At 54.9% G+C, this 25178-nt stretch carries 25 protein-coding genes; 15 read left to right on the top strand and 10 right to left on the bottom strand.

The features are described 5' to 3' along the window. The first annotated feature begins 2 nt into the window (after positions 1–2). Positions 3–743: an alpha/beta hydrolase gene (locus tag ACLGL1_RS03620; protein WP_411007429.1), complete on the top strand. Its 741-nt coding sequence runs from the start codon at positions 3–5 to the stop codon at positions 741–743. Positions 744–779: 36 nt separating this feature from the next. Here ACLGL1_RS03620 and ACLGL1_RS03615 read toward each other — a convergent pair whose 3' ends face one another. Then, the gene (locus tag ACLGL1_RS03615; RefSeq protein WP_411007428.1) at positions 780–2189 is read right to left on the bottom strand and encodes an alanine/glycine:cation symporter family protein; all 1410 of its coding nucleotides are present in this window, start codon (positions 2187–2189) and stop codon (positions 780–782) included. A 261-nt stretch (positions 2190–2450) separates the two neighbouring features. Here ACLGL1_RS03615 and ACLGL1_RS03610 point away from each other — a divergent pair, with 261 nt between their 5' ends. Genes ACLGL1_RS03610 through ACLGL1_RS03600 form a run of 3 tightly spaced genes read left to right on the top strand, consistent with a single transcriptional unit; the run spans position 2451 to position 4125 of the window. After that, positions 2451–2636, top strand: coding sequence for a hypothetical protein (locus tag ACLGL1_RS03610; RefSeq protein ID WP_411007427.1), 186 nt, complete (start codon positions 2451–2453; stop codon positions 2634–2636). 23 nt (positions 2637–2659) lie between these two features. Then, positions 2660–3115, top strand: a complete 456-nt coding sequence (gene mscL, locus ACLGL1_RS03605) for a large-conductance mechanosensitive channel protein MscL (protein WP_411007426.1) — start codon at positions 2660–2662, stop codon at positions 3113–3115. Continuing rightward, positions 3112–4125 (top strand): copper amine oxidase N-terminal domain-containing protein, encoded by a 1014-nt coding sequence (locus tag ACLGL1_RS03600; RefSeq protein WP_411007425.1) that lies wholly within the window; start codon positions 3112–3114, stop codon positions 4123–4125. The genes mscL and ACLGL1_RS03600 overlap by 4 nt, the downstream gene beginning before the upstream one ends. Before the next feature lie 161 nt (positions 4126–4286). Here ACLGL1_RS03600 and rsmI read toward each other — a convergent pair whose 3' ends face one another. From rsmI to ACLGL1_RS03570, 6 genes are all read right to left on the bottom strand, one after another. Next, positions 4287–5120 (bottom strand): 16S rRNA (cytidine(1402)-2'-O)-methyltransferase, encoded by an 834-nt coding sequence (rsmI, locus tag ACLGL1_RS03595; RefSeq protein ID WP_411007424.1) that lies wholly within the window; start codon positions 5118–5120, stop codon positions 4287–4289. A 21-nt stretch (positions 5121–5141) separates the two neighbouring features. After that, a complete protein-coding gene (locus ACLGL1_RS03590; protein WP_411007423.1) occupies positions 5142–5843 on the bottom strand; it encodes a tRNA1(Val) (adenine(37)-N6)-methyltransferase in 702 nt (233 codons plus the stop codon). Beyond that, positions 5827–6972 carry a regulatory iron-sulfur-containing complex subunit RicT gene (ricT, locus tag ACLGL1_RS03585; RefSeq protein WP_411007422.1) on the bottom strand — a complete coding sequence of 382 codons (1146 nt, stop codon included), beginning with the start codon at positions 6970–6972 and terminating at the stop codon, positions 5827–5829. The genes ACLGL1_RS03590 and ricT overlap by 17 nt, the downstream gene beginning before the upstream one ends. 68 nt (positions 6973–7040) lie before the next feature. Next, the gene (locus ACLGL1_RS03580) at positions 7041–8066 is read right to left on the bottom strand and encodes an ATP-binding protein (protein ID WP_411007421.1); all 1026 of its coding nucleotides are present in this window, start codon (positions 8064–8066) and stop codon (positions 7041–7043) included. 53 nt (positions 8067–8119) lie between these two features. Then, the gene (locus ACLGL1_RS03575) at positions 8120–8935 is read right to left on the bottom strand and encodes a CPBP family intramembrane glutamic endopeptidase (protein WP_411007420.1); all 816 of its coding nucleotides are present in this window, start codon (positions 8933–8935) and stop codon (positions 8120–8122) included. Positions 8936–9006: 71 nt separating this feature from the next. Then, the gene (locus ACLGL1_RS03570; RefSeq protein WP_411007419.1) at positions 9007–10362 is read right to left on the bottom strand and encodes a hypothetical protein; all 1356 of its coding nucleotides are present in this window, start codon (positions 10360–10362) and stop codon (positions 9007–9009) included. Positions 10363–10480: 118 nt separating this feature from the next. Here ACLGL1_RS03570 and ACLGL1_RS03565 point away from each other — a divergent pair, with 118 nt between their 5' ends. From ACLGL1_RS03565 to ACLGL1_RS03555, 3 genes are all read left to right on the top strand, one after another. After that, positions 10481–11032, top strand: coding sequence for a hypothetical protein (locus ACLGL1_RS03565; RefSeq protein ID WP_411007418.1), 552 nt, complete (start codon positions 10481–10483; stop codon positions 11030–11032). Further along, entirely contained in the window at positions 11025–12620 is a 1596-nt protein-coding gene (locus tag ACLGL1_RS03560; RefSeq protein WP_411007417.1) for a DNA alkylation repair protein, read from the top strand. Before ACLGL1_RS03565 ends, ACLGL1_RS03560 begins: the two co-directional genes overlap by 8 nt. 121 nt (positions 12621–12741) lie before the next feature. After that, on the top strand, positions 12742–13749 hold the full coding sequence (locus ACLGL1_RS03555) for a M23 family metallopeptidase (protein ID WP_411007416.1): 1008 nt from the start codon (positions 12742–12744) through the stop codon (positions 13747–13749). 104 nt (positions 13750–13853) lie between these two features. On the opposite strand, the gene ACLGL1_RS03550 is transcribed toward ACLGL1_RS03555, so the two are convergent. Then, a complete protein-coding gene (locus ACLGL1_RS03550) occupies positions 13854–15221 on the bottom strand; it encodes an MATE family efflux transporter (RefSeq protein WP_411007415.1) in 1368 nt (455 codons plus the stop codon). Positions 15222–15358: 137 nt separating this feature from the next. Between ACLGL1_RS03550 and ACLGL1_RS03545 the strand changes: the two genes are divergently transcribed. The 5 genes from ACLGL1_RS03545 to ACLGL1_RS03525 all read left to right on the top strand — a co-directional run bounded on the left by ACLGL1_RS03545 (position 15359) and on the right by ACLGL1_RS03525 (position 19983). Beyond that, positions 15359–15796, top strand: coding sequence for a MarR family winged helix-turn-helix transcriptional regulator (locus tag ACLGL1_RS03545; protein ID WP_411007414.1), 438 nt, complete (start codon positions 15359–15361; stop codon positions 15794–15796). A 242-nt stretch (positions 15797–16038) separates the two neighbouring features. After that, positions 16039–16662, top strand: coding sequence for a TlpA family protein disulfide reductase (locus tag ACLGL1_RS03540; protein ID WP_411007413.1), 624 nt, complete (start codon positions 16039–16041; stop codon positions 16660–16662). Further along, a complete protein-coding gene (locus ACLGL1_RS03535; RefSeq protein ID WP_411007412.1) occupies positions 16659–16808 on the top strand; it encodes a CD1871A family CXXC motif-containing protein in 150 nt (49 codons plus the stop codon). Before ACLGL1_RS03540 ends, ACLGL1_RS03535 begins: the two co-directional genes overlap by 4 nt. After that, a complete protein-coding gene (locus ACLGL1_RS03530) occupies positions 16801–17688 on the top strand; it encodes a 4Fe-4S binding protein (protein ID WP_411007411.1) in 888 nt (295 codons plus the stop codon). Before ACLGL1_RS03535 ends, ACLGL1_RS03530 begins: the two co-directional genes overlap by 8 nt. Positions 17689–17712: 24 nt before the next feature. Next, complete coding sequence (locus ACLGL1_RS03525) at positions 17713–19983, top strand: S-layer homology domain-containing protein (protein ID WP_411007410.1); 2271 nt, start codon at positions 17713–17715, stop codon at positions 19981–19983. 70 nt (positions 19984–20053) lie between these two features. Here the strand turns inward: ACLGL1_RS03525 and ACLGL1_RS03520 are convergent, their stop codons facing one another. Continuing rightward, a complete protein-coding gene (locus tag ACLGL1_RS03520; protein ID WP_411007497.1) occupies positions 20054–20620 on the bottom strand; it encodes a beta-class carbonic anhydrase in 567 nt (188 codons plus the stop codon). A gap of 139 nt (positions 20621–20759) precedes the next feature. On the opposite strand from ACLGL1_RS03520, the gene ACLGL1_RS03515 reads away from it, so the two are divergent. Beyond that, on the top strand, positions 20760–21074 hold the full coding sequence (locus ACLGL1_RS03515; protein WP_411007409.1) for a hypothetical protein: 315 nt from the start codon (positions 20760–20762) through the stop codon (positions 21072–21074). A 56-nt stretch (positions 21075–21130) separates the two neighbouring features. Here ACLGL1_RS03515 and ACLGL1_RS03510 read toward each other — a convergent pair whose 3' ends face one another. Next, positions 21131–22516, bottom strand: a complete 1386-nt coding sequence (locus tag ACLGL1_RS03510) for an SLC13 family permease (RefSeq protein ID WP_411007408.1) — start codon at positions 22514–22516, stop codon at positions 21131–21133. 121 nt (positions 22517–22637) lie between these two features. Between ACLGL1_RS03510 and ACLGL1_RS03505 the strand changes: the two genes are divergently transcribed. Together ACLGL1_RS03505 and ACLGL1_RS03500 are read left to right on the top strand one after the other, a co-directional pair. Beyond that, the gene (locus ACLGL1_RS03505) at positions 22638–23327 is read left to right on the top strand and encodes a Crp/Fnr family transcriptional regulator (protein ID WP_411007407.1); all 690 of its coding nucleotides are present in this window, start codon (positions 22638–22640) and stop codon (positions 23325–23327) included. Positions 23328–23560: 233 nt separating this feature from the next. Continuing rightward, positions 23561–25039 carry an aldehyde dehydrogenase family protein gene (locus ACLGL1_RS03500; protein WP_411007406.1) on the top strand — a complete coding sequence of 493 codons (1479 nt, stop codon included), beginning with the start codon at positions 23561–23563 and terminating at the stop codon, positions 25037–25039. Positions 25040–25178: the final 139 nt, after the last annotated feature.

The following is a 25178-nucleotide window of genomic DNA, read 5'->3' as shown; positions in this document are numbered from 1 at the left end:
GTGTGGCAAAAGCCAGGTTGCTCTTGATTCATGGCTGGTTGCACAGCCGTAAACGGTATATCCCTTTGGCCCAAGCCCTAGCTGGCCAGTATGAAGTGGCCCTCCAGCCCCTACCGGGCTATGATGACATCGGCCGACCGACCTGGACCGGCGGTCACCTGGCCTGGTATGCCGACCAGGTAGCCAGCCGGATCCGCCAGCAGCGGCCGCAAGTGGTCGTGGGCTTTTCCATGGGCGGGCAGATCTTGCTCCGGGCCTTACAGGACCAGACCCTGACCCCGGCCTGGGCGGTTTTTTCCAATACCCCCTACCCGGCCCTGGCCCCCTTAAATGGCCTGGTCCGGTGGGGCTGGCCGGTGGCCTGGGGACTCCGGGCGGTGCAAAAGGCCCCCCGGCCCCTGGGCAAGGGGCTGGTGGACTTCTTTGCCAGCCAGACGGTCCGGGCTGGCCGGCTGGTCGATGACCTCTTTTATGAGGATGCCTGCCGGGTCAAGCCGGCGGTGGCAGCGGCCTCTGCCCGAGAACTGGCTCGGGGTATCGACCGGGTGGGGCCTCTTAAGCATACGGCGGCCGTGGTGACCGGGTCAGGCCATGACCGGCTGGTGCCCCTGGCCCAGGCCCGGCGCCTGGCCGGGGACCTAGCAGTGCCCCTGGTCACCTTTCCGGAAGCCGGCCATACAGTGGTTTTAGACGCCCTGGCCGACTATGCGGCCTTCCTAGGCCTCCTGGCCCGCCGCCTATAAAAAAAGCGACCTCTTAAGAGGTCGCTTGCGGAATGCTTACCGGTCCCAGGCTTCTAAGTGGGTGGTAATGCTCTTGATCCGGCCGGAATGGAAAACAGGGTCTTGACCGGCCTTGAGCTGGGTCTTGTAGTCCCTGTAGGTTTCCAGGGCGATGCCGCCAATTTTCAGGATGACCAGTAAGTTGATGATGGCCATGATGCCCATGAAGATATCGCCGAAGTTCCAGACGATGGAGAAGTCGCCGACAGAGCCTAAGAAGAGCAGGCAGCAGCAGAGGGCCCGGAAGATGTTTAGGTGCTTCTTCTGGCCGCCCATAAACTCAATGTTGGATTCGCCATAGTAGTAGTTCCCGATAATGGAGCTAAAGGCAAAGAGGAAAATACAAACAGAGAGGAAGGGAACCCCCCAGCTGCCTACCTCATTGGCCAGGGCCTGTTGGGTAATTTGTAGCCCTTCCAAGTCGCCACCGTAGAAGTCTTCCCCGCCTAAGAGGACGATGAAGGCCGTAGCGGTGCAGACAAACCAGGTGTCCACATAGACCCCTAAGGATTGGACAAAGCCCTGCTTGGCCGGGTGAGAGGTATCTGCCGTAGCGGCCGCATTGGGGACAGACCCCATACCGGCTTCGTTAGAGAAGAGCCCCCGCTTGACCCCCTGCATGATGGTTACCCCTAGGGCTGCCCCGCCAAATTCCTGGAAGCCAAAGGCATTTTTAAAGATCATGGCAAACATTTCAGGGACAAAGCCGATATTTTTAACAAATACGAATAAAGCGACAAAGATATACATGACAGCCATGACCGGGACAATCTTACCGGTGACATCGGCAATCCGATGGACCCCACCGAAGAAAATCCAACCGGCTAGGCCCATTAAGATGAGGCCGGTGGCCCAGGTCGGTAAGTGGAGGGTCGTTTTGGCTGCGCCGGCTAAGGTATTGGCCTGCATGGCGTTAAAGCAGAAGCCATAGGTAATACAAATAATAATGGCGAACAGGTAGGCAATCCGCTTACTGCCGAGCACTTGAATAATGTAATAGGCCGGGCCGCCCCGGAAGGTGTTATCCGGATTTTTGACCTTGTAGATTTGGGCCAGGGTGGATTCAATAAAGCTGGATGCCCCACCTAAAAAGGCCAGGACCCACATCCAAAAGACCGCCCCGGGCCCACCCAGGGAAATGGCTACCGCCACCCCGACAATATTTCCGGTCCCAATCCGGGATGCAGCTGAAATACAAAAAGCCTTGAACGGGGTAATCCCGTTGTCGTGTTGAGCGGTGCTGGTCGTTTCCCCCAAGAGCTTAAACATATGGGGCAGGTTGGTGACCTGGCCACAAGCTAAGCGGATGGTGAAGTAAAGTCCCGTCCCACTCAAGAGGAATACCAAGATATAGCTGTAGAGCCAGCCACTGATGGTATCTGTAAAGTTTGCGATAAATTCTTGCATGATTAAACCTCCCCTTTTTAAGATATTTATCCTGGTCCATTATAGCATGGTTGACCAATTTACGATACTTATACACCCTATTTTCTATAAAATAGTAGAGGCTTGGGCGCTGGGAAGGAGGTATCTATTTACGGATTTTTTATAAGAAAAATCTATAAAAACCATCTTAGATGGGTAATTAAAAAGAAGTAGGCCATCAAAAGTTAGCTATTATTTTTTAAGATTTAATTTATAGATAAAAAGAGAGGAAGAGGATTGATTATGGTTGCTAAATTAATGAAAGCGGTTGTTTTGATTAAAGGGATTCCCATGCTTTTAGGGAAGCTCTTTAAGTTGATTTTCGGTGGACTGGCCCTTATTGGTGGCTATAAGGTTATCAAAAAATATAACTTGACAGACTACTTGCCGGATTTCGATATCATTAAGCGTGTCTTTGACATCAAATAGAGAAGAGGTGAAATCAACCAGCAATGACTTCATTTGTAAAAGACTTTAGAGACTTTATCAACCAGGGTAATGTCGTCGATATGGCCGTTGGTGTCATCATCGGGGGCGCTTTTGGGAAAATTGTCAGTTCCCTGGTGACGGATGTCATCATGCCCCTCATCGGGGCCATCACCGGTGGGATTAGCTTTAGCGATATCAAGTATGAGCTGACCCCGGCCATTGTTGAAAATGGCCGGGTCATCCAAGAGGCCAACACCCTCAATATCGGTACCTTTATCGATACCATCATTAACTTTTTAATCATTGCCCTCTGTATTTTTACCGTCATCCGTATGTTGCAACGGAGTAATGAACGCTTCATGAAGGCGGACCTTCCGCCGGAAGAAGCCCCGGCCCCCTCTACTGAAGACTTATTGACGGAAATTCGCGATTTGATGAAAGCTAATCAGGAAGTCAAAAAGAGGAGGAATTTAAGATGAAAAAAGTCATTCTATCGGTCTTGTTCAGCCTGTTGGCGGCGGCTCTTTTCTGGCTACCGGCGGATGTGTATGCGGCAGACCGGCCGGCCTCCTGGGATGTGAACCTGGTGATTAATGACCAGCGCATTGAGACCAGTCAGGACGCAGGGGCGCCCTATATTAATGAGCAGGGGCGAACCATGGTGCCTATCCGCCTGGTAAGCGAGACCCTGGGCTTTGATGTCTATTTTTCAGAGGCCCCGGAAGGCAATGAAGTTTATCTAAATAATAAAGAATGGGGCGTTAATGCCAGATTTTTCTTCAATAAAAATTATTATGATGCCAATGGCCGGCGCCATACGATGGACAGCAAGATGGTGATCAGCGATAAAGACCGGGCCTATATTCCCCTTCGGGCCTTAGCCAGTATTTATGCGGATGTCATCTGGGATGGGCAAACGCGGACGGTTTATGTCAAAGGAAGGGCTCTGGAGCAAGGGCTGAATTTACCGGTCAACCTGGACAGCTATCATTTGCTTGCCGATAGGGCAGAAGGCGGCCCGGCTGTTAAAGTGGATATGCCTGACGGGGCTCAGGCGCGCTATTTCGTCTTTTCCGCTGAAGATGGAAAATTTATAGGAGGAAAAAGTCGGATTGAAGCAGTGAAACAAATTGCCGGCAAGGTCTATATTGGCATTTGGAGCGGCGCAATGTTAGATTTTTCCCTTACTTATTATGAAGTACCGACAGACGGGTCGGATATGCTCGCTTATCTGGGCCTGGTATCTAAAACATCAGACTTTGTTCTGAGTGACCGCTTTATTTATTCCAGCTCTGGGAGTTTTGAAGGCAATACCGGCTCTGATCGCAAGTTGATCTATAAAGATCCCATCGGCCAACGAGGGGCAAGGGGAGAAAAAATATCGACAGAGGTAGAGGTCAACAACAGCCGCTTGCTTATTAATGAAGCAGGTCAATTGTGGGCCTATGCGCCGGATGGCAGTAAAACTAAAATTTTAGACCAAGCTTAACTCCTTTATCAGGAAGTGCCGGGATTTCCCGGCGCTTCTTTTACTGTAAAAGGCTTAAAAGAGGGGCTGTGTCTCAATGCGTAAATCATTGGACACAGCCCCTCTTTTATAGACCTGTAGATGACGTTCGCTTACAGCCGGAGGACAAGTTGCTAAAGGCTTTAGTCCCTCTTGTTCCGACTATCGGCAATAAGGCCCTGGTAGATTTGCCGACTTGAGCAAGTGTATTTTTCAGCGGCGGCCTTGGCGGCTTCTTTGGTGCGCATACCGCCACTGACCAGGTCGGCGGCGTAGGCCAGGGCGGCAGCCCGGTCAGGGGCTTCATCCGGAGCCCCGGCCAGAACGAAGACAAACTCTCCCCGGGGGGCGGTGGCGGAAAAGTGAGCGATGAGATTTTCCGCTGTATCGCAAAGGACTTCTTCAAAGCGCTTGGTCAGTTCCCGGCAGACGGCGACTTGTCGCCGGGGGAAATGGGCCTGGAGGTCGGCCAGGGTGGCTAAGACCCGATGGGGGGCTTCAAAAAAGACGATGGTTCGCTTTTCTTTTTCCCAGCCTTTCAGCCGGTCTTTTCTGGCCTTGCCGCTTTTGGGCAGGAAGCCGTCAAAGACAAAGCGGTCGGTTGGCAGACCGGACAGGACCAGGGCGGCCAGGACTGCAGAAGGGCCGGGAATAAGGGTGACCGGGTTGCCGGCTTCCCGGGCTGCCCGGCAGAGCTCGTAGCCGGGGTCGGAAATGGAGGGCATGCCAGCATCGGTTAAGAGGGCGAGGTCGCCCTCAGTTAATAAATAGTCGATAAGCCGGTCGGTTTCCCTGGCCTTATTGTGGTCATGGTAGGCGGTCAGGGGGGTATGGATATCATACCGGGCCAGGAGGGTGGCACTGGTCCGGGTATCTTCGCAGGCAATGAGGGAGACCTCATTGAGGGTGCGGATGAGGCGGAGGCTCACGTCTTCTAAATTGCCAATGGGGCTGGCACAGAGATAGAGGGTATACATGGGGCTCCTTTCCGGCAAAGCCTAGTCTAAGAGGATGGGTGGTCGGATGCTGAAGTCCCCCCGACCTTCAAATTGACAGTCCAGGACAACCAGGCTGGTCCGGCCGGACCGCTTGGAGGCATAGGGCTGGAGGGCCAGGGGCTTTAGGCCGGCGGCGAGGCAGGCGGCAATGAGTTCATCGGCCCGGGCGGCCCGGTAGACCAGGCAGAACCGGCCCTTTTGCCGTAAATAATAGCGGGCGGCCCGGCAGAGGGCCGGCAGGTCCAGGTGGATTTCATGCCGGGCGATGCTGCGTTCATCGGATTGGGCGGCGGCCCCATGGCCGACCCGGTAAAAGGGTGGGTTGGCCACGACCAGGTCGGCACTGTTGGCCAGGTCGGCTGAGGGGGTCCGGAGGTCTTCCTGGCGGAAGGTCAGCCGGTCCGGGGGGATGCCGTTGCGGTCGGCGCTGGCCCGGGATAGGGAGACCAGCTTGGCCTGGAGTTCCAGGCCAAGGACCCGGCTTTCCGGCCAGGCGGCGGCCAGGAGGTGGCTAATAATACCGGTACCGCTGCCCAGGTCGTAAATCGACCGGGGCAGCGGCAGCTGGTCAGTGACATACCGGGCCAGGAGGTAGGCATCAATGGTATGGCGGAGGCCGCCGGCCCTTTCGTAGAGGGACCAGCCGGCCACACCGATGTCAGTCCAGAGGCAGTCGCCGGGGAGGTCACTTGCTCTTGTCATGGTTTTTTTCCTTGGAAAAGGGCCGCTTTTTATGCTGGCGGTCGCCTTCTTTCCGGTTATCCCGGTTGTCGGACCGGGGCGGTTTATTGGTCTTATTCTTTCGGTTGCCCCTGTGCTGGTGGGGGCGGTTATTTTTCCGGGGCCGCTTTTCTTCTATAATGGGTTCGGCACTCTCGATAATGATTTCCGTGCCATTATCCTGGGGGCGGTTTTTTTTTGTCGGTCGGTGGCCCTTTCCGGCCGATTGGTTATACCGGTCCTTGGATTGGGGCTTTTGTGGACGCCTACCGGGGGTCTTTTTCCCTTCTTCCTCTGGATGGTGCTTGGCCCCACTAGGGCTGTCTTCCCGGTTTTTGTCAGTAATAGGGGAAGAAGACATGTGGGCGAAGGGGTCCTTGGTCGCATTTTGTTTATTTTCCTCTTCCCGGTCAGCCCGCATTTTAGCGGCGACATCTGCAGCGGTACAGCCGGGACAGGTCTTGTGCCATTCCAGGTAATTGTCATTTTCAAAGTTGAGGCAGCAGAGGAGGCGGCCACAGCAGCCGCTGATCTTGGAGGGGTTGAGGGATAAGTTTTGCTCCTTGGCCATCTTGATGGAGACCGGGGAAAACTCAGTCATAAAGCTGTGACAGCAGAGGGTCCGGCCACAAATGCCAATGCCGCCGATAAGCTTGGCTTCATCGCGGACGCCAATTTGCCGGAGCTCAATCCGGGTGTGGAAGATAGAGGCCAGGTCCTTGACCAGGTCCCGGAAGTCTACCCGTTCTTCAGCAGTAAAGTTAAAGATTAGCTTGTTGCCGTCCAGGGTCCGTTCCACCTCGATGAGCTTCATATCCAGGCCATGGGCCTGGATTTTTTCTTCGCAGATGGCAAAGGCTTCCGCACAGTGGCTTTCATTTTCCCTGGCCCGGATCAGGTCCTCGACGGTGGCCTCTCTGACGATGGGCTGGAGGGGGTGGTCCAGGCTTTTTTCATCAACCTGGTGGGGGGACTTGACAACGGTGCCCAATTCAAGGCCTCGGTCGGTTTCCACAACGACCTTGCTGCCCGCTTGAGGGGGCAGGTCCGGGGCGACAAAATCATATATTTTTCCTGCAGGTCTTAATTGGACTGCAATGGCTTCAGTCATAAACATTCTCCTATCTTAAACCGGCTACATCCTGTCGGCGGCCGATGGGCTTATTATACCAAAAAGGCCTAGCCCTTGCCAGCCTCGCCCGGGGCCAGGAGTCGGCGGATGGCCAGGAGGGTAACGAGAAAGACCAGGCCCGGGTCGGCACCGGTTTCCAGCTGGCGGAGGCCCTGGCGGAGCCGGGCCAGGACCTGGCTGCCTAGCTGGGCTGAGGGCAGGGCCGGGGCCGGGATATGGGGATTGGCAGGAATGGCCAAAAGGGTTTTTAACCCGTTTAAGTAGTAGCTTTCCGCATAGGTTAAAAGGCGGCGCAAGCGGCCCTTGACTAGGCCCCGGCTGGGTCGCTTTTCCCCGGGCACCTGGCCAAGGGCCTGGACATCTTCGACCAGGAGGCCAGGATGGCGCTGGGGCAGGGCATCCAGGAGGCGGAAAAAGTCCTGCCTTTCCTTGACCAGGCCGTCGTCCTGGAGCAGGCGCCGGCCCCTGGCGACAGAGCCGCCCGAGAGGCCGGCAGCCAGGTCAACCTGGGCCGACCGGTAGTCAGGATATTCAGCGGCCAGGATGGCGGCCACCTCTTCAGCCGGCAGGGGGTTGAAGAGGTAGCTGGCCAGACGGGACTGGACTGTTTCCGGCAGGGATTCGGCATGGCTGGCCGTTAAAATAAAGGTGATGTCTTCAGCCGGTTCTTCCAGGGTCTTTAAAAAGGCATTGGCTGCTTCCCGGCTGAGCCGGTCGGCCCCTTCAATGACTACCACCGTTTGTCGGCCATGGCTGGTGGTAGCCAGCTGGTCCAGGAGCTGGCGCAGGCGGGCAATGCCGATGGTCTGGTCCGGGCCCAGGTCCTTGGCCGGCTCCAAGAGGTCCGGATGGGCCCCGTTAGCGATATAGCTGCAGGCCGGGCACTGGCCACAGGCATCAATCCCCTGGGGATTGTCGCAGAGGAGGCGGGCGGCCAGGGCCTGGGCAGCAGCCCCCTTCCCGACCCCCTCCGGGCCAACAAAAAAGAGGCCGTGGGGGAGGGTGCCGGTGGCCAGGGCCTGGCTTAACTGACGGATGACCCGGTCTTCACCGCGTAATTCAGATAGCTGCATAGGGAACACCTCCAAATTAAAGGAAGGCTAGAGGAAAGTTTCATCACTAAAGGTCACTTTATAGAGAAGGGGCTGCTGGTTTTTTTTCTCATTTGGAATAAGTAGTAAAAAAGGAGAGGAATGGCAACCAGGGTTAGGATATTGTAGACCGTATTCGCACCGGGCAGGACCTTATTCAATTCAGGAACGACAGAGGAGATAAAATTATTGATAAAATGGATGGCAATCGTAACAGATAGCTTGCCGGTCCGTTCATAAATATAGGAAAAGAGGATCCCCCCGACGATGGCGTAGATGGACTGAACCAAGAGGGCATGCCAAATGCCGAAAATAATTCCGGTGGCTAGGATGGCAAAGAGGGGGGAGCGGGAAAAATTTTTCAGGCTGTTATGGATAAGCCCCCGAAACAGTAATTCTTCCATTAAAGCTGCAAGGACGGTGCTATATAGCAGGGCTAGGATCAAAGAAGATTCGCCGCCATCACCCATGACCTTCATAAAAAAGTCAAAACTTTTCTTGATAGCCGGGATGACCAGGAGGTAGCCTTCTACCAAGGATAGCCAAAGGCCGGTCAAGCCACTGAAGCCAAGGGCAATCAGGAAAATGTGCCGGGGCTTCAAGTGGACAAGTGATTTAGGGGCTTGGCCAAGCGTTAGCCGGTCCGGGTGCTTCTTGAAAATGAAAAAGAAGAGCAGGGCGTAGATGGCTAATTGAAAGGTTGAAGAGAGGACCCCGATAAAGTTCGGGTCCGAGCAGATTTTGTCGGTATAGGCCGCTAGGGGGCCGAAGAAGAGGCCCATGGTGAGATAGTTAAATAGGTAGATACCTACCGCTAGGGCTAAAAAATAAACTTGTGTTTTTTTGATCATATAATCCTCCTAATAAAATGGTCTTTTAGCATTTTATTAGGAGGGGAAGCATATGTAAAATACAGAAAAAGTTAAAATCTATTGCTATGAGCTAAGACGCTTACCAGCTTGTCGGATGAGAGGCCAGCGGCCAGGGCGGCCTCAATAATGGCCGGGCTGATTTTTTCTCCGGGCAGGACCAGGGGAATGGCCGGCGGGGTTACTTCCAGGCTGGCAGCGGCAATGGCACCGGCGGCCTCGGCCAGGGGGACCAGCTTGCTGGGCGCAGCCAGGGCTACCTGGGGCGCCAGGTAGACCTTCGGCAGGGGGAGGGGGGCCAGGGGCGGACGCTGGTCGGGCCCCGGCGTTAACTGGTCGGCCAGGATCTTGAGGGCTTGGGCGCCGCCTGCTTGCGGACCGGTCAAGGGCCAGAGGAGGAGGGCCGTCCGTCTATTGGCCAATTCGACATCCAGGCCGGCGGCAGCCAACCTTTCGGCCAGGGCCAGGCCGGTCAGGCCGGGGGCAGAGACCGTCCAACGGAGGGGGTCATCATAGACGGTGACGGCCAGGGGGGTCCCGGCCAGGTCCCGGCGGAGGCCGGCTAACTGAGCCAGGCCCTCGGTCATCTGGGCCTGGGCCTCTGCCCTCGGTAGCCAGTCATAGGCCGCCTCCAGAGAGGCCAGCATCAGGTAGGAGGGGGAGGAGGTCTGGACCATCTGCAGGGCCCGGTCCAGGGCCGGGGCCTGGGCCGGAGACTGGCCTAAAAGGAGGCTGGCCCCGGTTAAAACCGGCAGGGTCTTATGGCTGGAGACCACCCGGATATCCCCTTCAGCCGGCGGGGGGTAGGCCGGGTGAAAGCCGTAATGGGCGCCATGGGCCCCGTCGGTCAGGATAAAGAGGCCGGCCGCCCGGGCCGCAGTTAGGGCTTCCGGGGCCCTGGCCCCATCATAGGAGGGGTCAATATGCCAGAAGACCCGGGCCTCAGGGTGGGCGGCCAGGGCCGCCTCCAGGCTGGCCTTAGAGACCCCCAGAACGGCCCCGGTTTGGGGATCGATGTCCACCGGTAGGTCAATGGCCCGGGCATCGGCCAAGACCAGGCCGTTGCGAATGCTGTGGTGGGCATGCCGGGGGACCAGGACGGTCTTCTGCCGGCAGAAGGCCAGGCACATGGCCAGGATCCCCGCCGTTGACCCGCCGACTAGGTAGCGGGCAAAGGCGGCCCCGTGGCAGGCGGCCACCTCGGCCTGGCTTTGGGCCAGGACCCCGTCTGCTTCGGCTAAAAGGTCCAGGCCCGGCAGCTCAGTCTGGTCATAGCGAAAGATGGCCTCGCCCCAGGCCGCGGCTAGGCGGGGGGGGACCACTTGCCCGGCCCCATGGCCCGGGGTATGGGCGGACTGTCGCTTTTTGTCGGTATAGGCCCTTAAAGCCTGCCATAAAAAATTCCCCATGGCGATTGCTCCTTTATCTTGTATAATAGGTTTATTGTAGCATAAGCTGACCGGGAAGATAAACTGTCCTTGCCCGGTGATGGACAGAGATGCTAGCGAACGATGGAGGGGGTAGACCATGAAGAAAGCCTTGATGATTATAGCCAGCCTTTGCCTGGTCGCCGGTGTGGTCCTGGTGGGCCTGGGGGTCCAAGCCTTTGTTGAAGCCCCTAAAGAGCCCCAGCTCAGCCCTGAGGACCGCCAGGCCATCCGGGCCAGCGGGGAGGCCTTTATTAAAGACCACTTTTCGCCTATTGCCGACCTGGTCACCAGCGCTGAAGACAATACCGCCCCGGATGCAGCTGCCCTCCGGGACCTGGTTGCCTACCGGCTGGACAAGTATGAGCCGGCCGGAGCCCTCAGCTTTGTTGACGGCAAGGCCCGGGCCCTGGATGACCAATCGGCCCAGGCCCAATTCTTATTCGACTGGACCCTTGGTCCGGAAAAAAAGGGAACTTGCAGCTACCAGCTCCTCATGGTCCGAAATGGGGCGGGCTGGCAGGTGGCCAAGGCCCTCTCCCATGATGGCCTTCCCTCACCGGGCCAGGCCGATGAAGGCCTAGCCGACTACCCCTGGGCCAACTATGACAGGGATGTCGCCGCGCTGATTGAGGAGGGGGCCCATGAGTGACTACCTAGATAATATGACCCGGGCCTTAGAGGAAGCTGCCGAGCCAGACTACAAGGCCTTTAGCGAGGGGCTCTTCCAAAGCCTGCCGGCAGCCCCCATCCTGGGGGTCCGGGCCCAGACCCTGAACCGCCTGGCCCGGACCCTAGGCAAGGAACCGGCGGCCCGGGCTGCCTTTATGGCCGACCTGCCCCATGCCAGCCATGAAGAAAACCTCATCCACGCCTACCTTATCAATGCCAATGAGGAGGCCCCGGCCACCCTGGCCGAAGTCGAGGCCTTCCTACCCTTTATTGATAACTGGGCCGTCTGCGATGCCCTCCGCCCCCGGTCCCTGGTCTGGGCGCCGGACCTCCTGGCCGGCCCCCTCCGCCGCTGGCTGGGCAGCCCGGCCCCCTATACCGTCCGCTTTGGCATTGGGATGATGGAGCGGTTTTTCCTGGATGAGGCCTTCCAGCCCGGCCACCTGATCCAGGTGGCCGCTGTACCTACCGACCACTACTATGTCCACACCATGGTGGCCTGGTATATGGCCACCGCCCTGGCCAAGCAGTGGGCAATTGCCTACCCCTTTATCCAGGCCAGCACCAGCCTGGCCCCGGCCACCCGCCGCCTGGCCCTGACCAAGGCCTGCGAAAGTCGGCGGATTCCCCCGGACCACAAGGCCCTCTTAAACCGCCTGCGGCAAAAGCCCCGGCTCTTGACCGTTGTCGAGGCCCTAAGGCGGCTCAAGGCCTACGCCCCCTGGCAGGGGGCCCTGGCCGGCCAGCCCCTCAGCTTTTATAGGGGGGAGGACCGGGCCCTGACGGTGGTCCGCTTTTTCTATGAAAACCAGGTCATTATCTGCCGGCTGGCCTTTGGCCTGGCCGGGGCCTGGGCCGACCAGGCTGCCCAACGGGAGGATGCCGTTGGCTACGTGGCCGCCCAGGACCTGGACCGGCTGGAAGTCCGGCTGGCCAAGGACCTGCCCATGGTTATTGAACGGCGGCAGCCCGGTGAACCCAGCCGGCCGGCCAGTCCGGCTGAAGAAGGCCGGTTAAGGGAGCTCTTAACGGCAGTCCTGGACCTCTTCAAGCAGGGGGTCTTAAAAAATGGACCGGTCGTCCTCCAGGCCCCCAGACGCTTTATCCTAGACCAGGACCAGGTGCGGCCGATAGACCAGCCCCTGGCGCCGGCCCCGGCCTCGCCCCTCCTGGCCCCCTTTACCCTGGCCCGGGTCCGGGCCCTGCCTGAAGCCGACAGCCATTGGGAAATCTTTTTCTTCTACCTCTTTAGTCCGGTGGCCGACGGCCGCCAGCCCCGGGCCGTCTACCTGGTCGACCTGGACACCGGCAGCGTTGAATGGACCGATGTCTTTATCGACCGGGAAGAGGCGGATAGGCCCAGCTGGCCGGTCCGGCTCCTGGACCGGCTCATGAGCGGCTTTATCCAGGCCGGCCGGCGCCCGGGCGAGATCATCACCGCCCAGGGCAGCCTCTACGCCCGGCTCAAGGCCGACTTCCAGGCCGCCGGCATCCGCTTTAACTACCAGGAAGACAGCTATGTGGCCGACGACCTCCTGGCCTTTTTACGCCAGGGGCCCATCAAATAAGTATATTTTGCGAACGCACCGGTTAAGACGGAACAAAGTGGTTACAAATGCCCTCTTTTCCGCCGGTTGCGTTTTTTTTGTGCTACACTAGCAACAAATACTGGAAAGGATGTGGCTTCATTTGCGTCAAAAGTACCTGGCGGTCCTTCCGGCTCTTTTGTGTGCCCTGGCTATCCTGCTGGCACCGAGCACCCCGGGCCAAGCGGCCCAACCGGAATACGCCTATATTCCTTTAAAGAGTGCAGCTGTCGTCCAAAATGACGGGATCTGGCTGCCGCTCCGGTCAACCTTTACGGATTTGAACATGGCCCTAGAATGGCGGGCTGAAGGTCAGGATAAAATCAAGCTCACCCAAGGTCAAGAAAACTATGAAATGCAGCTGTCCCAGAAAAATACCCTGGTCACAGTGGCCAACGGCCAGCAATTCCCCCTGGTCATCAAAAATGGTTCAGCATATGCACCTCTTAGCCTATTTGAAAGTATTGTGAACCGGAATATTGGCCTTTCAGGGAATCAAATGTTGGTCCTGGTCGACGGTGACCCCAACTGGCAGCTGATTGGCGGCATCTGGACCAACCAGAAGCCCATGTGGGCCCATTTGAATGCCTACCAGGCCCCCCAAGCCGCCCAGCTGGCCCCGCCCAGCACCACCAACCCCAAGGCTACCTCACCGACACCGGCTGTCGCCCAGCCCAAGGCCGCTACGACGGCTAAAGTCACCACCGGTGACCAACTCATCTGGCCGACCACAGCCACCTACATTTCTTCCCCCTTTGGCGAGCGCATCTTTCCGCTCGGCAATGGTATTGAAAAAGACTTCCACACCGGGGTCGATATTGCCGGCCGGGCCGGTGACCCGATCTTTGCCGCTGCCAGCGGCACCGTTACCCGGGCAGAAGTTTTCTCCAGCTATGGGAATTGTGTGGATATAATCCACCCCTCCGGTCTCGTGACCCGGTATGCCCACCTCGCCAGCATTGGCGTCCAAGTGGGCCAGCAAGTGGGCCAAGGGCAAACCATTGGCACCCAGGGGATGACCGGCGCAGCAACCGGGCCCCACCTCCACTTTGAAACCCGTGTCAACGGCAAGGCTGTCGACCCGGATGCCTTTATCCACTACCGGTCCTAAAAATTAGTCTCCTGTCCGGCAAACCCTGCCGGGCAGGTTTTTTATTAGCTGGAAAAACTATAAAAGGGCAGGCGCCTGCATTCAGACGCCTGCCCTTTTATATCTTATTGGCGGGGTTGGCCCCGTAATTCGTGCCGGTAACGGAAAAGAAAGTAGGTTACTAAAATTGTCGAGGCCAGGTCACTGGCGGGATAGCCCATCCAAACCCCGGTCACCCCCCAGAGCCGGGCGAAGATGACCACACAGGGTACCAGGATGATCAGTTGCCGGGTCAGGGAGAGGAAGGTGGCGATGGCTGCCCGGCCGGTGGCCTGGAAGTAGGTCCCCCCGACGATGCCCAGGCCCAAGATGGGCAGGAAGAGGATATTGATCCGCAGGCCCTGGCGGGTGTAATCGCCAATGGCCGCCAGGGTTTCCGGGTTGCTGGCAAAAACGCGGACGATATCATCGGTAAAGACCATAATCAGGATAAAACTGGCCAGGGCAAAGCAGGTCCCGGCGCCGATGGCCTTAAAGAGGGCCTCCCGGACCCGGTGGAGCTGGCGGGCCCCGAAGTTAAAGCCAATAATGGGCTGGACCCCCTGGTTGATCCCAAAGAGGGGGAAGAAGCAGAGGGTGGACACGCTATGGATAATCCCCATGGCCGCCAGGGCATTGTCGCCCCCGTAAATTTTTAACTCATAATTGATGACCGTGATGACCAGGCTATTGGCCAGCTGCATCCCGAAGCTGGGAATGCCCAGGGCCATAATCCGGCGGACCAGGGCCAGGTCCAGGCGGAAGTAGCCGGCCCGGAGCTTTAAGAGGGACCGGCCGGTGAGGAAATAAAAGAGAATCCATAGGCCACTGACCGCCATACCGGCTACCGTTGCCCAGGCGGCGCCGGCCACCCCCCAACCCAATTGAACGATAAAAAGATAGTCTAAAACCACATTGACCAGGGTCCCAACCATCATGGTGACCATGGCCAGGGTCGGGTTGCCCTCGGCCCGGATGACACTATTTAAACTGAAGGACACCATCTGTAAGGGCAGGGCCAGGCAGACAATCCGCATATACAAGGCGGCCAGGGGCAAGAGGGAGGGCGTCGCCCCAAAGACCCTTAAAAGGGGGTCTGCAAAAAGAAGAATCACCAGGCTGATGACCAGGGACATGACCATCATGATGATAAAGGCATTGCCTAAAATCCGCTCCGCTTCCTGATGGTTATCCTCACCCAGGCGGATGGAAATCAGGGTGGTGGCCCCAATCCCGACCAGCATGGACAGGGCCATAATGACTAGGATAATGGGGAAGGTGATATAGACCGCCCCAATGGCCTGGCCGGAGACCATGCCCAGGAAAATCCGGTCGACAACATTATAGAGGGCGCTGACAATCATCCCGATAATGGCCGGCACTGAAAAGCGCATCAATAATTGACCCACCGGCATGTCGCCCAGCATCCGGCGTCTATCTTCTGCAGTATTCATCCTCTCGCCTCCTCCCTGCCATCTTATCATGGCCCCTAGCCATGAACAAGGGCCATGATAAGATGGCTTTCATTTGACAGGGCCCTGCCTGCTGGGGTACGATGTTTGCATGCCAACTGAATATGGGAGGAATCGTCATGACTGAACAAGATCAATTGGCCCTGCGCCTTTTTTATACGGTCCGTGAAGTAAACGGCCTCATGCAGAGCCGGCTGAGCGAGACCTTAGAAGCCTGGGATATTACACCCCAGCAATTTAGCGTCCTGGGTGCCGCTCGAGGGAAGGGGACCATCCACAATAGCGATATCTGTGACCTGCTGAGCCTGTCCAAGGGGACGGTTTCAGGTATTTTAAACCGGCTGGTGGCCCGGGCCCTCTTAAGCAAAAACCGGGCAAATGGAGACCGCCGGGCTACAGGCTATACCCTAACGGAGGAAGGGGAAAGGCTCATCCGGACCTTGGAGGCGGAGGTCCTCTCCTTCACGGCCCCCCTGTCCGCTGACCGGACCCGGGCCGACCTCCTGGCCTACCTCCGGAGTATGGGGCGGCTAGCCGAGGCCCTGGGCCAAAAGTAAAGCTCTGAGATAAGAGGTAAATGTTAAGAAAAAATCCGTCACAGATATTTTGTGGCGGATTTTTTAGTGGATTTATATGCACGGGCAATTCAAAGACGATTTTCTTAAAGATTTATGGGTGAGTTTTCGTGATTTCGTAACATACGCTTAATCATGAAGACAAGATAGGTTGCCCTGTGCTACAATGCGAACAGTTCTCAAATAAGGACGAATGCTTGCATTTTATTTTTAGGAGGAAAATAATGAAAAAGAAATTAACAGCTATGGTTTGTTTGTTGGGTTTAAGTGCCGCCTTCTTAGCCGGATGCGGTGGCGGGGCTACAGAAAGCTCGACCCCCGGTTCTGCAGATAGCAGTACTACCAGTTCTGCCCCTGTAGATAAGGGGCCAAAAACAACAACGAACTTTTCCGAACTCGGCCAATTTAACATGGAGACTATTGACGGCAAGGCCTTTACTTCAGATGACCTCAAGGGGCACAAGCTGACCCTGGTCAACTTAATGGGGACCTTCTGTAACCCCTGTATTGCCGAAATGCCGGACCTCGAAAAGCTCAACCAGGAGATGAAAGACAAGGGGGTTCAAGTTATAGGCGTGGTGGTAGATACAACCGATGGGGGCAAGGATGTCCCTGAAAGTATTGAGAAGGCCCAGAAAATTAAAAAAGAAACCGGGGTTACCTACCCCCTCTGCAAGCCGGATGATGTGATTCTCGGTCAAGTTTTAAAGGGGGTTACAACCTTCCCATCCAGTTACCTGGTTGATGAAAACGGAAAAGTAGTTGGCGAAGGCTATGCCGGGGCTAGAACTTTTGACCAGTGGAAAGACATTGTCAATAGCGCCCTGGCCCAGGTCGAAAGCAAATGAAAAGCCGCTTAAATGATTGGTATACCCGATTCCTTTTAGTGGCCTTGGGTATGGGATTGGTCCTTGGCGGTCTTATGCGGAATGAAGCGGCCACTGTTTTCACCAAGGCCTCTCGGATTTGTTTGGAGTGTATCGGCATTGGCTAAAAAAAGATATTCAGATAAGAGGCGGCACCTGGGCCAGGGGGCCTGGACAGCCCTGACCAATGCCCACTTTGCCGGTTTTGTATCCGGGCAAATCTATACTGGCCCCTTGAAAAAGGCTTGCGTCCCCGGGCTCAACTGCTACTCCTGCCCGGGGGCCCTGGGGGCCTGCCCTATTGGGGCCCTGCAGGCCGTTATCGGTAGTGCCGAATATAAGGTCTCCCTCTACCTCATGGGCTTTTTTGTCTTGGTGGGGACCTTCCTGGCCCGCTTTGTTTGCGGTTGGCTCTGCCCTTTTGGCCTCATCCAGGACCTCCTGCATAAGATTCCCTTCGTTAAAAAGATTCATACCTTCCCGGGGGATAAATGGCTCCGCTATCTTAAATATATTATTCTGGCCGTCTTTGTCATTATCCTACCCCTGACCCTGGTCAATGTCATCGGGTCCGGGAATCCCTACTTTTGTAAATTAATTTGTCCAGCTGGGATGATAGAGGGGGGCTGGCCCTTGGTTGCCCTGAATCCTGAACTTAGAGCTACCCTAGGCCATTTATTTATCTGGAAGAATGTGGTCCTAGCCCTAATGGTTGTGGCTTCCATTATCCTCTACCGGCCCTTCTGCAAGTACCTCTGCCCCCTGGGGGCCATTTACGGGCTCTTTAATAAGGTTTCCTTCTACCGTTACCAGCTGGATGACAACCGCTGTATTTCTTGCGGTCAATGCCGCAAGGCCTGTGGGATGGCCATTGACCCGGTGGCCGATATCAATAGCCCGGAATGCATCCGTTGCGGCCGGTGTAAACAGGTTTGTCCGACGGAGGCCCTTTCTGCCGGCATGAAAGTCGGCAATGGGGAAAAAAGTAACCCTGATGCCCTCGCTTAATCTTAAATAAGAAAGAGAGAAGAGATGATGAATACAGGTATTTTCAAAAAAGGACTAGCGGCCCTTGTTACCCTGGGCCTGCTTTTAAGCACCATGCCTCTCCCGGCTAGAAGCGCTGATGCCGAACCAACCTTGAAGGTTCAGTCTAAACGCTTTCAAAATGGCGATGTAGAGCTGACTGTTCAGAAAGCTGAAGGCGGTCAATTTTCTAAAGATAGCCAAGTGTATATTCTAAATTATGAAACCAAGTCAGACCATGACCTGATGATTAATGACCAGGGGAAGATTCTCTTAAAAAATGGTCAATTGCCCGCCCGTCAAGCAGGTGAAGGGTTATCAGACCTGGTTATTGTTGAAAAGAATATCCCTTACAGCAGTCAATTTGCGACTCCTTATCGAAAAGACTTTACCCTAGTGGACTTGTCCGTCTGGCAGGGGGATGTAGTCAATTACAGTAAGGGCGTTATCCTCGAGCGAGCTGATCAAGATGGCGCCCACATAGAGGACGCCGGTAACCGGACGACTGACAAAGAAGGCACGCATGAAGGCCCTTTAGCGGTCTCCTTTAAAGATGGGTCTCAAGCCCGGCTGGATGGTCACCGATTAACCGTTGTCCGGAATAAAATAGATGGGCAAGAAGCGGCTAATAAGTTGATGCCGGAAGGGGCTTGCTATGTTACCTTTGTCCCCGGCGAAGGGGTATCCGCTGACTTCCAAGGGAAAACCATCCTCGTCAAACCGGGCACTGTCCTGACGGACGCTGACTTTCCAATGGTCAAATCTGCAGCTGGCTACGAGACCCCGGTCTGGTCTGGCCAAAGCAGGACCATTACCGGGAATACGACCTTTACCGCTAGGGCATCACAAGAGGGTTATTCATTCCGGCCGACTGTAACCGCAGGAAGGACTGCAAAGGATACCCTCATTCAAGGCACCGGGACGCCGGGGGCCGTCATCAGCTTTCAACTACGTAAAAAAAATCATAACAATTATGAAGCCTTGCCCGGTCAAGTCACCGTTTCCGCCCAAGGAAAATTCACCTACCTGGTTCCTCAAGGCTTGCTTTTAGAGGCTGGCGATGACTTGCAGGTAACCCAAGAGGAAAAGGGCAAAAAGCCTATGTCTGTCAACCATCAGATTACGCCGGCTATTCCAGGACAGGAAGCCTCTGCTAGGCCACAAAATCTCCAGGTGGATAAGGACGGTAAAACCGTTCGCGGGCAAGGCGTGCCTGGCGCCACTGTTGACCTGTACGTTTACCGGCAGGGAAAGGCTGGCCAAGGCCAGGCCCAACAGGCCCATTACAGTGCTCGGACCCTGGTTGACCCACAAGGTCAATTTACCTTCACCCTAGCTAAGGGCAAGGGGTTAGAAAAAGGTGACCTTTTACGGTTTGTCCAAAAAGAGGCTGAAAGAGACTTTTCTAATGAACAAGAATTAACCTATACAGTCAAAAACAAGTCAAATAGCGGAAGCAGTGCCGGCAGCGCTAGTAGCGGGTCAAGCCCTTCCAATAAGAAAAAGGAAAATACCGATAAAAGCAAGGCGGACATCAATAAGGATAAGAATAAGTCCGACAGCAAGGCAAAAGAAAAAGATAATTCCAAACAAATGCCTGACCTTCCAGCTGTAAACCAACAGGAAGCCTACGTTTCTGGTTACCCGGATGGCAACTTCCGGCCGGACCAGTCCATTACCCGGGCTGAAGCGGCAGCCATGTTCGCCCGGTCTTACCTGAAGGACAAGGCTATTACCCAGCAGCTCCCCCTCTTTAAGGACATCACCTATACCGGGGCCTGGTACGAAAATGCCATTATCAGCATGGTGAATACCCATATGATGTCCGGCTACCCGGACCAAACCTTCCGGCCCAATGCCCCCATTAGCCGGGCTGAATTTGCAGCCATTCTCAGTGGGAATGAAAAAAGTCCCGTGTCCCCAGCCCCCTTTACAGACCTGACAGGTCACTGGGCCAAGGAGGCCATTAGTCAGGCTTATGCTAAAAAATACCTGAGCGGCTACTCGGATGCCAGCTTCCGCCCGGATGCCCCCATCACGCGGGCCGAGGCCTGCGCCATGGTTAACCGTTTCCTGGGCCGCAAGCCCCTGCCGGCCCAAGAAAAGCCGACGACTACTTTTAAAGACCTGCCAACCAGCCACTGGGCTTATGACGAGGTCATGACAGCAACCCATACCTATTCTCTTGACCAGACAAAGACTGATACACAGAAGGCCGGATCTTCTGCGCTAGATCAAAACCCGAAAGAGAAGCCCCACAAGCAAAAGGCTGCCTAATAGATGTTGTAACTACAGCAAACCGCCCTTCCGAATGCCTCGGAAGGGCGGTCTTTTTATTTAGAAGGGCTTAAGCCTGGCATGAATCACAGACAATGACTCGTAAGGCCCCACTATCCGGCCGGATGGCCAGGCCGTGGACAGGGATATCCCCGGGCATCAGGGGGTGGGTCTTAATCCTGGCCACCGTTTCCCGAACAGCCTCTTCAACATTCTCAAAGGGGGCCAGCCAGGCATGTAAGTCAATGCCGGCCCCGGCCAGGGTCTGGAAGGTGTCCTCGCTGATCCCCCGGTTCCTCATCTTGGCCACCATGGTCTCGGCGTTTAAGGCCTCTGCCCCGCAGTCATCGTGGCCCACCACAAAAATTTCACTGACATTCAAGTCATACACAGCGACCAGGAGGGACCGCATAATACTCCCAAAGGGGTGAGAAACCAGGGCCCCGGCATTTTTAATAATCTTGGCATCCCCGTTGGCCAGGCCCATAGCGGCGCTGAGTAGGGTGGACAGGCGGGCGTCCATACAGGTGAGAATGGCCACCTGCTTATTGGGGTACTTATCCGTTAAGAAGTATTCATACTGCTTTTTTTCCACAAATTGTTGATTATAGGCTAAAATTTCATCAAGCATCCTGATGCCCCTCCTTAATAGGGCTAGTATAGCACTTTATCGGCCAAATACAAATGGATGACAGGCAATTCTTCGCCAAAGGGTGCAATTCTTCCCGGTCTCTGCTATGCTTGAACTAGCTTTTGTCTTGATAAGGAGGGAAGACATGATTCGTTTAGAAGCCATCCCCAAAGAATTGCGCCGCCGCCTGCCCAAATTAGAAATCGGCGGCGCCATTGAAATCCTAACCTATAAAAGGAACCGGGGCCTCATCATCACCCTGCGGGATGAGGGCCTTTACCATGTTCGCGAACACGGTTACCACCGAGAGGAATTTGAAGCCATCGGCGAAGGGGCCCTCTTAAAGCTGGTGGCCCGGATTGCCAAGCGGGAATTCCCCCGGTCCACCAATGTCCGTCTCTATACCCATGCCCCCGGCGAGCAGCTTCTCATTAGCGACCACCCGGATATCCGCATTTGACAGCCTACACCGCCGGTTAAGCAAAAAATAAGGTGCCCAGGCGGACACCCTATCTTTTATGCAAATAGGCCGAGCAAGTACCAGTAAGGAACAGAGACCAGGAATAAAATCGCAAAGGCTCCAATCGTCCGCAGGCATAGCGCCTTAATGAGCATCTTGTTGTCCATTAGACCGAAGCCTGTACACATTAAGAGGATAGCATATTCATAGGGGAAGACATAGACATCTGTCCCAAAGCACAGGGCATAGGCGATGGGGAGAGGGTTATAGCCAAAGGCCAGGGCCATCTCGGTAATGGCCTCCGTTAAGGTGAAGACAATGGCCAAGGGCGTCAGGGCAAAGTTGGCGACCACCGCTAAAATAAAGGTCGCAATGGTCATTACAATCGGCCCCCGGCCCATAATGGGCTCTGACGACTGAATCAGGATATCCACCAGGCCTACCGCCCCGGCCACGGACCCGATGGACATGGCTCCGGTCATGACAAAGAGGATTTTTAAATTGGCTTCTTCAAAGTCATTGGCCTCTAAAACGCCAACAGAAGGCAGGAAGAGGAGGGCCATGGGTAGGGCGCTCAATAAGAAGGGGTCTAAGTCAAACATAGGTGCCAGAATATAATCGGCCACCAGGACTAGGAGGACGATTAAGGTTGTCCACTCCTGTCGGTTCATAGGCCCTAGGGCAGCCTTCTGGGCCAGCAGGCTTTCCCGGGCATCCAAGCAGCGGCTGTTGTCCAAGCGGAAAAATTTGAGGACAATGAGGACAGAAATCAGCATCCAGGCCAGGCTGGGCAGGATATTGCCCAGGAGCCACTGGAAGTAGTCAATATTGCCCGCCACATTCCGGTAGACACTGTTGATGTAAATCCCATTACCGGAAGTATAGAGCATGAGGCCGGGCCCACTCATGGCAAAGAAGGCGGCCAAGCCCAGGGCTGTACTTTCCCGACTTTTTAAGGGAATATCCAGGGCCCGGACAATCCCCAGGGCAATCGTCGTAAAGATCATGGCCCGGGCCATGGGGTCAATAATGACGAAGGCCATGACCACCCCGGCCCCCATAAAGGCCCAGACCAGGCCCTTTAAGTTACAGTCAAAGCGCAAGATAATGCTGTAGGCCATCCGCTTGGCAATGCCGGTCTTATCTGTTGCATAGCCAATGAGGAGGATGGAAATCGTCCCCCAGATTAGGCTGTTAAACCAGGGAGCATAAGCCAGCTCTGCCGGGGCCGCCCCAGAAAAGAAAAATAGAGAGGGCAGGACCGCCCCGACCACCCCGGCCGGGACAATAGAGGTCATCCAGGCCAGGACCCCCCAGAGGGCAATAGCCAGGAAGTATTGCATTTTAGGGGCCATGTCTAAGGGAAGCAGGCCAAATACAAGGGGAATACCAAAAACAAATAACCACAATAAGTACTCTTTGTTGCGTGATAGGGTAGACATACTCTTCCTCCTTTTGTTCCTTTTTTCGTTAAGTTGATAATATCATTCATAAAAAGGACTGATAAGCAGTTGCCGCTACAAACACTCGTTTTATTCCCGCATATTTTAAGGAAGTGGACCCATGAATGAAGAACGCCTCACCGGTAGCCCCTTTTTAACCCTCCACCCCCTGGATGCTAATTTTTCGCCTTGGGCCGGTGCTTTAGCCTCAATTGCGACCGTCAGTTATTTTCCAAAAGGGACGCACCTGAGTGCTGCCGGTGACATTTTAAGGGATATTGTCTTTCTCGTTGAAGGCGGTATCTTGGATAGTGTGGCGAATATTAATGGATTGGAGAAGTGCACCCTGACCTTTGCGCCCTATCCACATTGGCTCTTCCCAGCCTGGCATGGGATGCCTCTACTCTATTCCAGTCTTGCCTACACGGATGTTACCCTGTGGCACCTGCCAGTGGAGGATTTTATTAATATAATGAAGGAGTCCAAGGCCTTTTTATCCTTTATCATGCGCTTTTCTGCCTTAGAAAGCCGGCGGCTTTACCACCAACAGTACCTGCAATACGCCGTCCCCACGACCCTTAAAATTGCTCAAGTCTTAGCCTTTTATCACTATCTCCGCAGTCAGGCTATCATTCCTGAACTGCGCCTTACTCAAAACCTTATAGCCCAGCTCAGTGGCGTACACAGGACCAGCGTTGCCCAAGGTCTGACTGATTTGCGGTGTAAACAGCTGATTCAAAAAAGACCTGAAGCCCCCCTGTCTGGTCAAGCCTATAAGGCACTGGAAGCCTATGCCTTTAGTGGTCAGTAATCCTTGGAATAGGGGGAAAGCGCTATAAAAAATAAGAAAAAGGTAAAGATGATGATGGAAGAAGGGGTGAAAGTATGGCATACTAGATGTGAAATGGTTAATAAATTCCAGCGGCAGGACTAACCAGCCTAATTTTCAGAAGAATCCGTCAAACACCTTTTTTTCTGTAGACGGCGAGCGTATATTTTTCCGGTGAGAGGCTGGCAGTATTTTTTTAGGAGGGAATAGACAGAATGGATTACAGAACAGACTACATTGAAGTGCAAAATGTCATCAACGGGATATGGGGCAGAGAAGTGGGCGTTGAGACCCTACCCCTCTATAACCCGTCCACTGGCGAGAAGATCGGTGACCTACCCCTGACGACAGAGGCTGAAGTCAGGCAAGCAGTTGCAGCAGCAGCAGAGGCCTACCCGGCCTGGCGGGACTTGGCCGTAGAAAAGCGTATTAAGTATATCTTCGCCATTCGTAATAAAATGGTGGCCTATCAAGAAGAGTTGGCCCAGATTATTGCCCGTGACCAAGCCAAGCATATTGCTGATGCCCGGGGCGAAGTCAGCCGGGTTATCCAAATTGTGGAAAATGCTTGCGGTCTGCCGAATATGCTCATCGGCGAAACTTTCCTCATTTCTGATACGACCCGGGGGCAAGTCTTGCGGAAACCCCTAGGTCCGGTAGCAGGTCTGTCGCCCTTTAATTTTCCGGCCCTGGTTTTTGGTTGGTTTATCCCTTATGCCATCGGTTGCGGCAATACCATTGTTTACAAAGCGAGTGAACAATCCCCTCTTTTTATGCAGCGGATGATGGAAATCTTTGATGAAATTGACCTCCCCAAGGGGGTTGTTAACCTAGTGAATGGCGATTACCGCGTCGGCGAGGCCCTCTTACAGGCAGAGGAGATCAAGGGTGTTTGTTTTGTCGGCTCAACCAAGGTGGGGCAACACATTGCTGAAGTCGCCGCCAATACCGGCAAGCGGTCCATGGTCTTAGCCGGTGCAAAAAACAGCCTCCTGGTTCTCAAAGATTGTCATAAGGAAGGCTTCCTCGCTCAGTTGAAAAATTCCGCCTTTGGTGCTGCCGGCCAGCGGTGTATGGCCGGTTCCAATGTCGTCATTGAAGCGGCCTGTTACGATGAAATGGTCCAGGCCATTGTGGAAATGGCCAAAGCCGTACCCGTCGGTGATGCCCGGGATGAAGCCGTTTACATGGGCCCGGTGATTTCCGACAAGAGCGTCGACCGGATCCACCAGTATATAGACGGAGCCATTAAAGAAGGGGCTAAAGTCGTCTTAGATGGCCGCAATCCAGATATGGGCCCGGATTTAGCTGGTGGCTATTTCGTGAAACCGACCATTTTAGCCGATGTTCGCCCGGAAATGACGATAGCCCGGGAAGAGGTTTTCGGACCGGTTCTTTCTATTATAAAAGTCAAAAATTTTGAAGAAGGCTTGGCCTTTATGAATAGGTCCCGTTATGGAAATGGTGGCGCTATCTTTACCCAAAACGGCTACTATGCCGAACAGTTTTTAAACCATATTGATGTCGGGATGGCTGGCGTCAACGTAGGTGTCCCAGCTGCCATGCCCTACCTCCCCTTTGGAGGCACTAAAGACTCCCTCCTAGGTTCAGGCCTAAAAGCCCAAGGCCATGATGGTATCGAATTCTTCACCCAACGGGCGGTGGCCACCATTCGCTACTTTGAAGAAGACTAAGTTTTCTCCTGAAGGTTCAAGAGCCCCCTGAAGCTCGACTTCAGGGGGCTTATTTTTCCTGTACTAGGATGATCCAGGGATTTTCAGCCCCTTTGACCTGCTTTTCAGGATTTTTTGGAAAAAAAGTCCAAAAAAAGCT

It is taken from the genome of Peptococcus simiae (genome assembly GCF_046569735.1).
Taxonomy (GTDB): Bacteria; Bacillota; Peptococcia; order Peptococcales; family Peptococcaceae; genus Peptococcus; species Peptococcus simiae_A.
Note: the sequence above shows the minus strand (reverse complement) of the source record. Positions and strands in the feature narration are given on the sequence as shown.

What these genes read in the sequence shown, in the direction of transcription:
- ACLGL1_RS03615 (WP_411007428.1), bottom strand. Translation starts at nt 2,189, where the DNA reads ATGCAAGAATTTATCGCAAACTTTACAGATACCATCAGTGGCTGGCTC.
- ACLGL1_RS03610 (WP_411007427.1), top strand. Translation starts at nt 2,451, where the DNA reads ATGGTTGCTAAATTAATGAAAGCGGTTGTTTTGATTAAAGGGATTCCC.
- mscL (WP_411007426.1), top strand. Translation starts at nt 2,660, where the DNA reads ATGACTTCATTTGTAAAAGACTTTAGAGACTTTATCAACCAGGGTAAT.
- ACLGL1_RS03600 (WP_411007425.1), top strand. Translation starts at nt 3,112, where the DNA reads ATGAAAAAAGTCATTCTATCGGTCTTGTTCAGCCTGTTGGCGGCGGCT.
- rsmI (WP_411007424.1), bottom strand. Translation starts at nt 5,120, where the DNA reads ATGTATACCCTCTATCTCTGTGCCAGCCCCATTGGCAATTTAGAAGAC.
- ACLGL1_RS03590 (WP_411007423.1), bottom strand. Translation starts at nt 5,843, where the DNA reads ATGACAAGAGCAAGTGACCTCCCCGGCGACTGCCTCTGGACTGACATC.
- ricT (WP_411007422.1), bottom strand. Translation starts at nt 6,972, where the DNA reads ATGACTGAAGCCATTGCAGTCCAATTAAGACCTGCAGGAAAAATATAT.
- ACLGL1_RS03580 (WP_411007421.1), bottom strand. Translation starts at nt 8,066, where the DNA reads ATGCAGCTATCTGAATTACGCGGTGAAGACCGGGTCATCCGTCAGTTA.
- ACLGL1_RS03575 (WP_411007420.1), bottom strand. Translation starts at nt 8,935, where the DNA reads ATGATCAAAAAAACACAAGTTTATTTTTTAGCCCTAGCGGTAGGTATC.
- ACLGL1_RS03570 (WP_411007419.1), bottom strand. Translation starts at nt 10,362, where the DNA reads ATGGGGAATTTTTTATGGCAGGCTTTAAGGGCCTATACCGACAAAAAG.
- ACLGL1_RS03565 (WP_411007418.1), top strand. Translation starts at nt 10,481, where the DNA reads ATGAAGAAAGCCTTGATGATTATAGCCAGCCTTTGCCTGGTCGCCGGT.
- ACLGL1_RS03560 (WP_411007417.1), top strand. Translation starts at nt 11,025, where the DNA reads ATGAGTGACTACCTAGATAATATGACCCGGGCCTTAGAGGAAGCTGCC.
- ACLGL1_RS03550 (WP_411007415.1), bottom strand. Translation starts at nt 15,221, where the DNA reads ATGAATACTGCAGAAGATAGACGCCGGATGCTGGGCGACATGCCGGTG.
- ACLGL1_RS03545 (WP_411007414.1), top strand. Translation starts at nt 15,359, where the DNA reads ATGACTGAACAAGATCAATTGGCCCTGCGCCTTTTTTATACGGTCCGT.
- ACLGL1_RS03540 (WP_411007413.1), top strand. Translation starts at nt 16,039, where the DNA reads ATGAAAAAGAAATTAACAGCTATGGTTTGTTTGTTGGGTTTAAGTGCC.
- ACLGL1_RS03535 (WP_411007412.1), top strand. Translation starts at nt 16,659, where the DNA reads ATGAAAAGCCGCTTAAATGATTGGTATACCCGATTCCTTTTAGTGGCC.
- ACLGL1_RS03525 (WP_411007410.1), top strand. Translation starts at nt 17,713, where the DNA reads ATGATGAATACAGGTATTTTCAAAAAAGGACTAGCGGCCCTTGTTACC.
- ACLGL1_RS03515 (WP_411007409.1), top strand. Translation starts at nt 20,760, where the DNA reads ATGATTCGTTTAGAAGCCATCCCCAAAGAATTGCGCCGCCGCCTGCCC.
- ACLGL1_RS03510 (WP_411007408.1), bottom strand. Translation starts at nt 22,516, where the DNA reads ATGTCTACCCTATCACGCAACAAAGAGTACTTATTGTGGTTATTTGTT.
- ACLGL1_RS03505 (WP_411007407.1), top strand. Translation starts at nt 22,638, where the DNA reads ATGAATGAAGAACGCCTCACCGGTAGCCCCTTTTTAACCCTCCACCCC.
- ACLGL1_RS03500 (WP_411007406.1), top strand. Translation starts at nt 23,561, where the DNA reads ATGGATTACAGAACAGACTACATTGAAGTGCAAAATGTCATCAACGGG.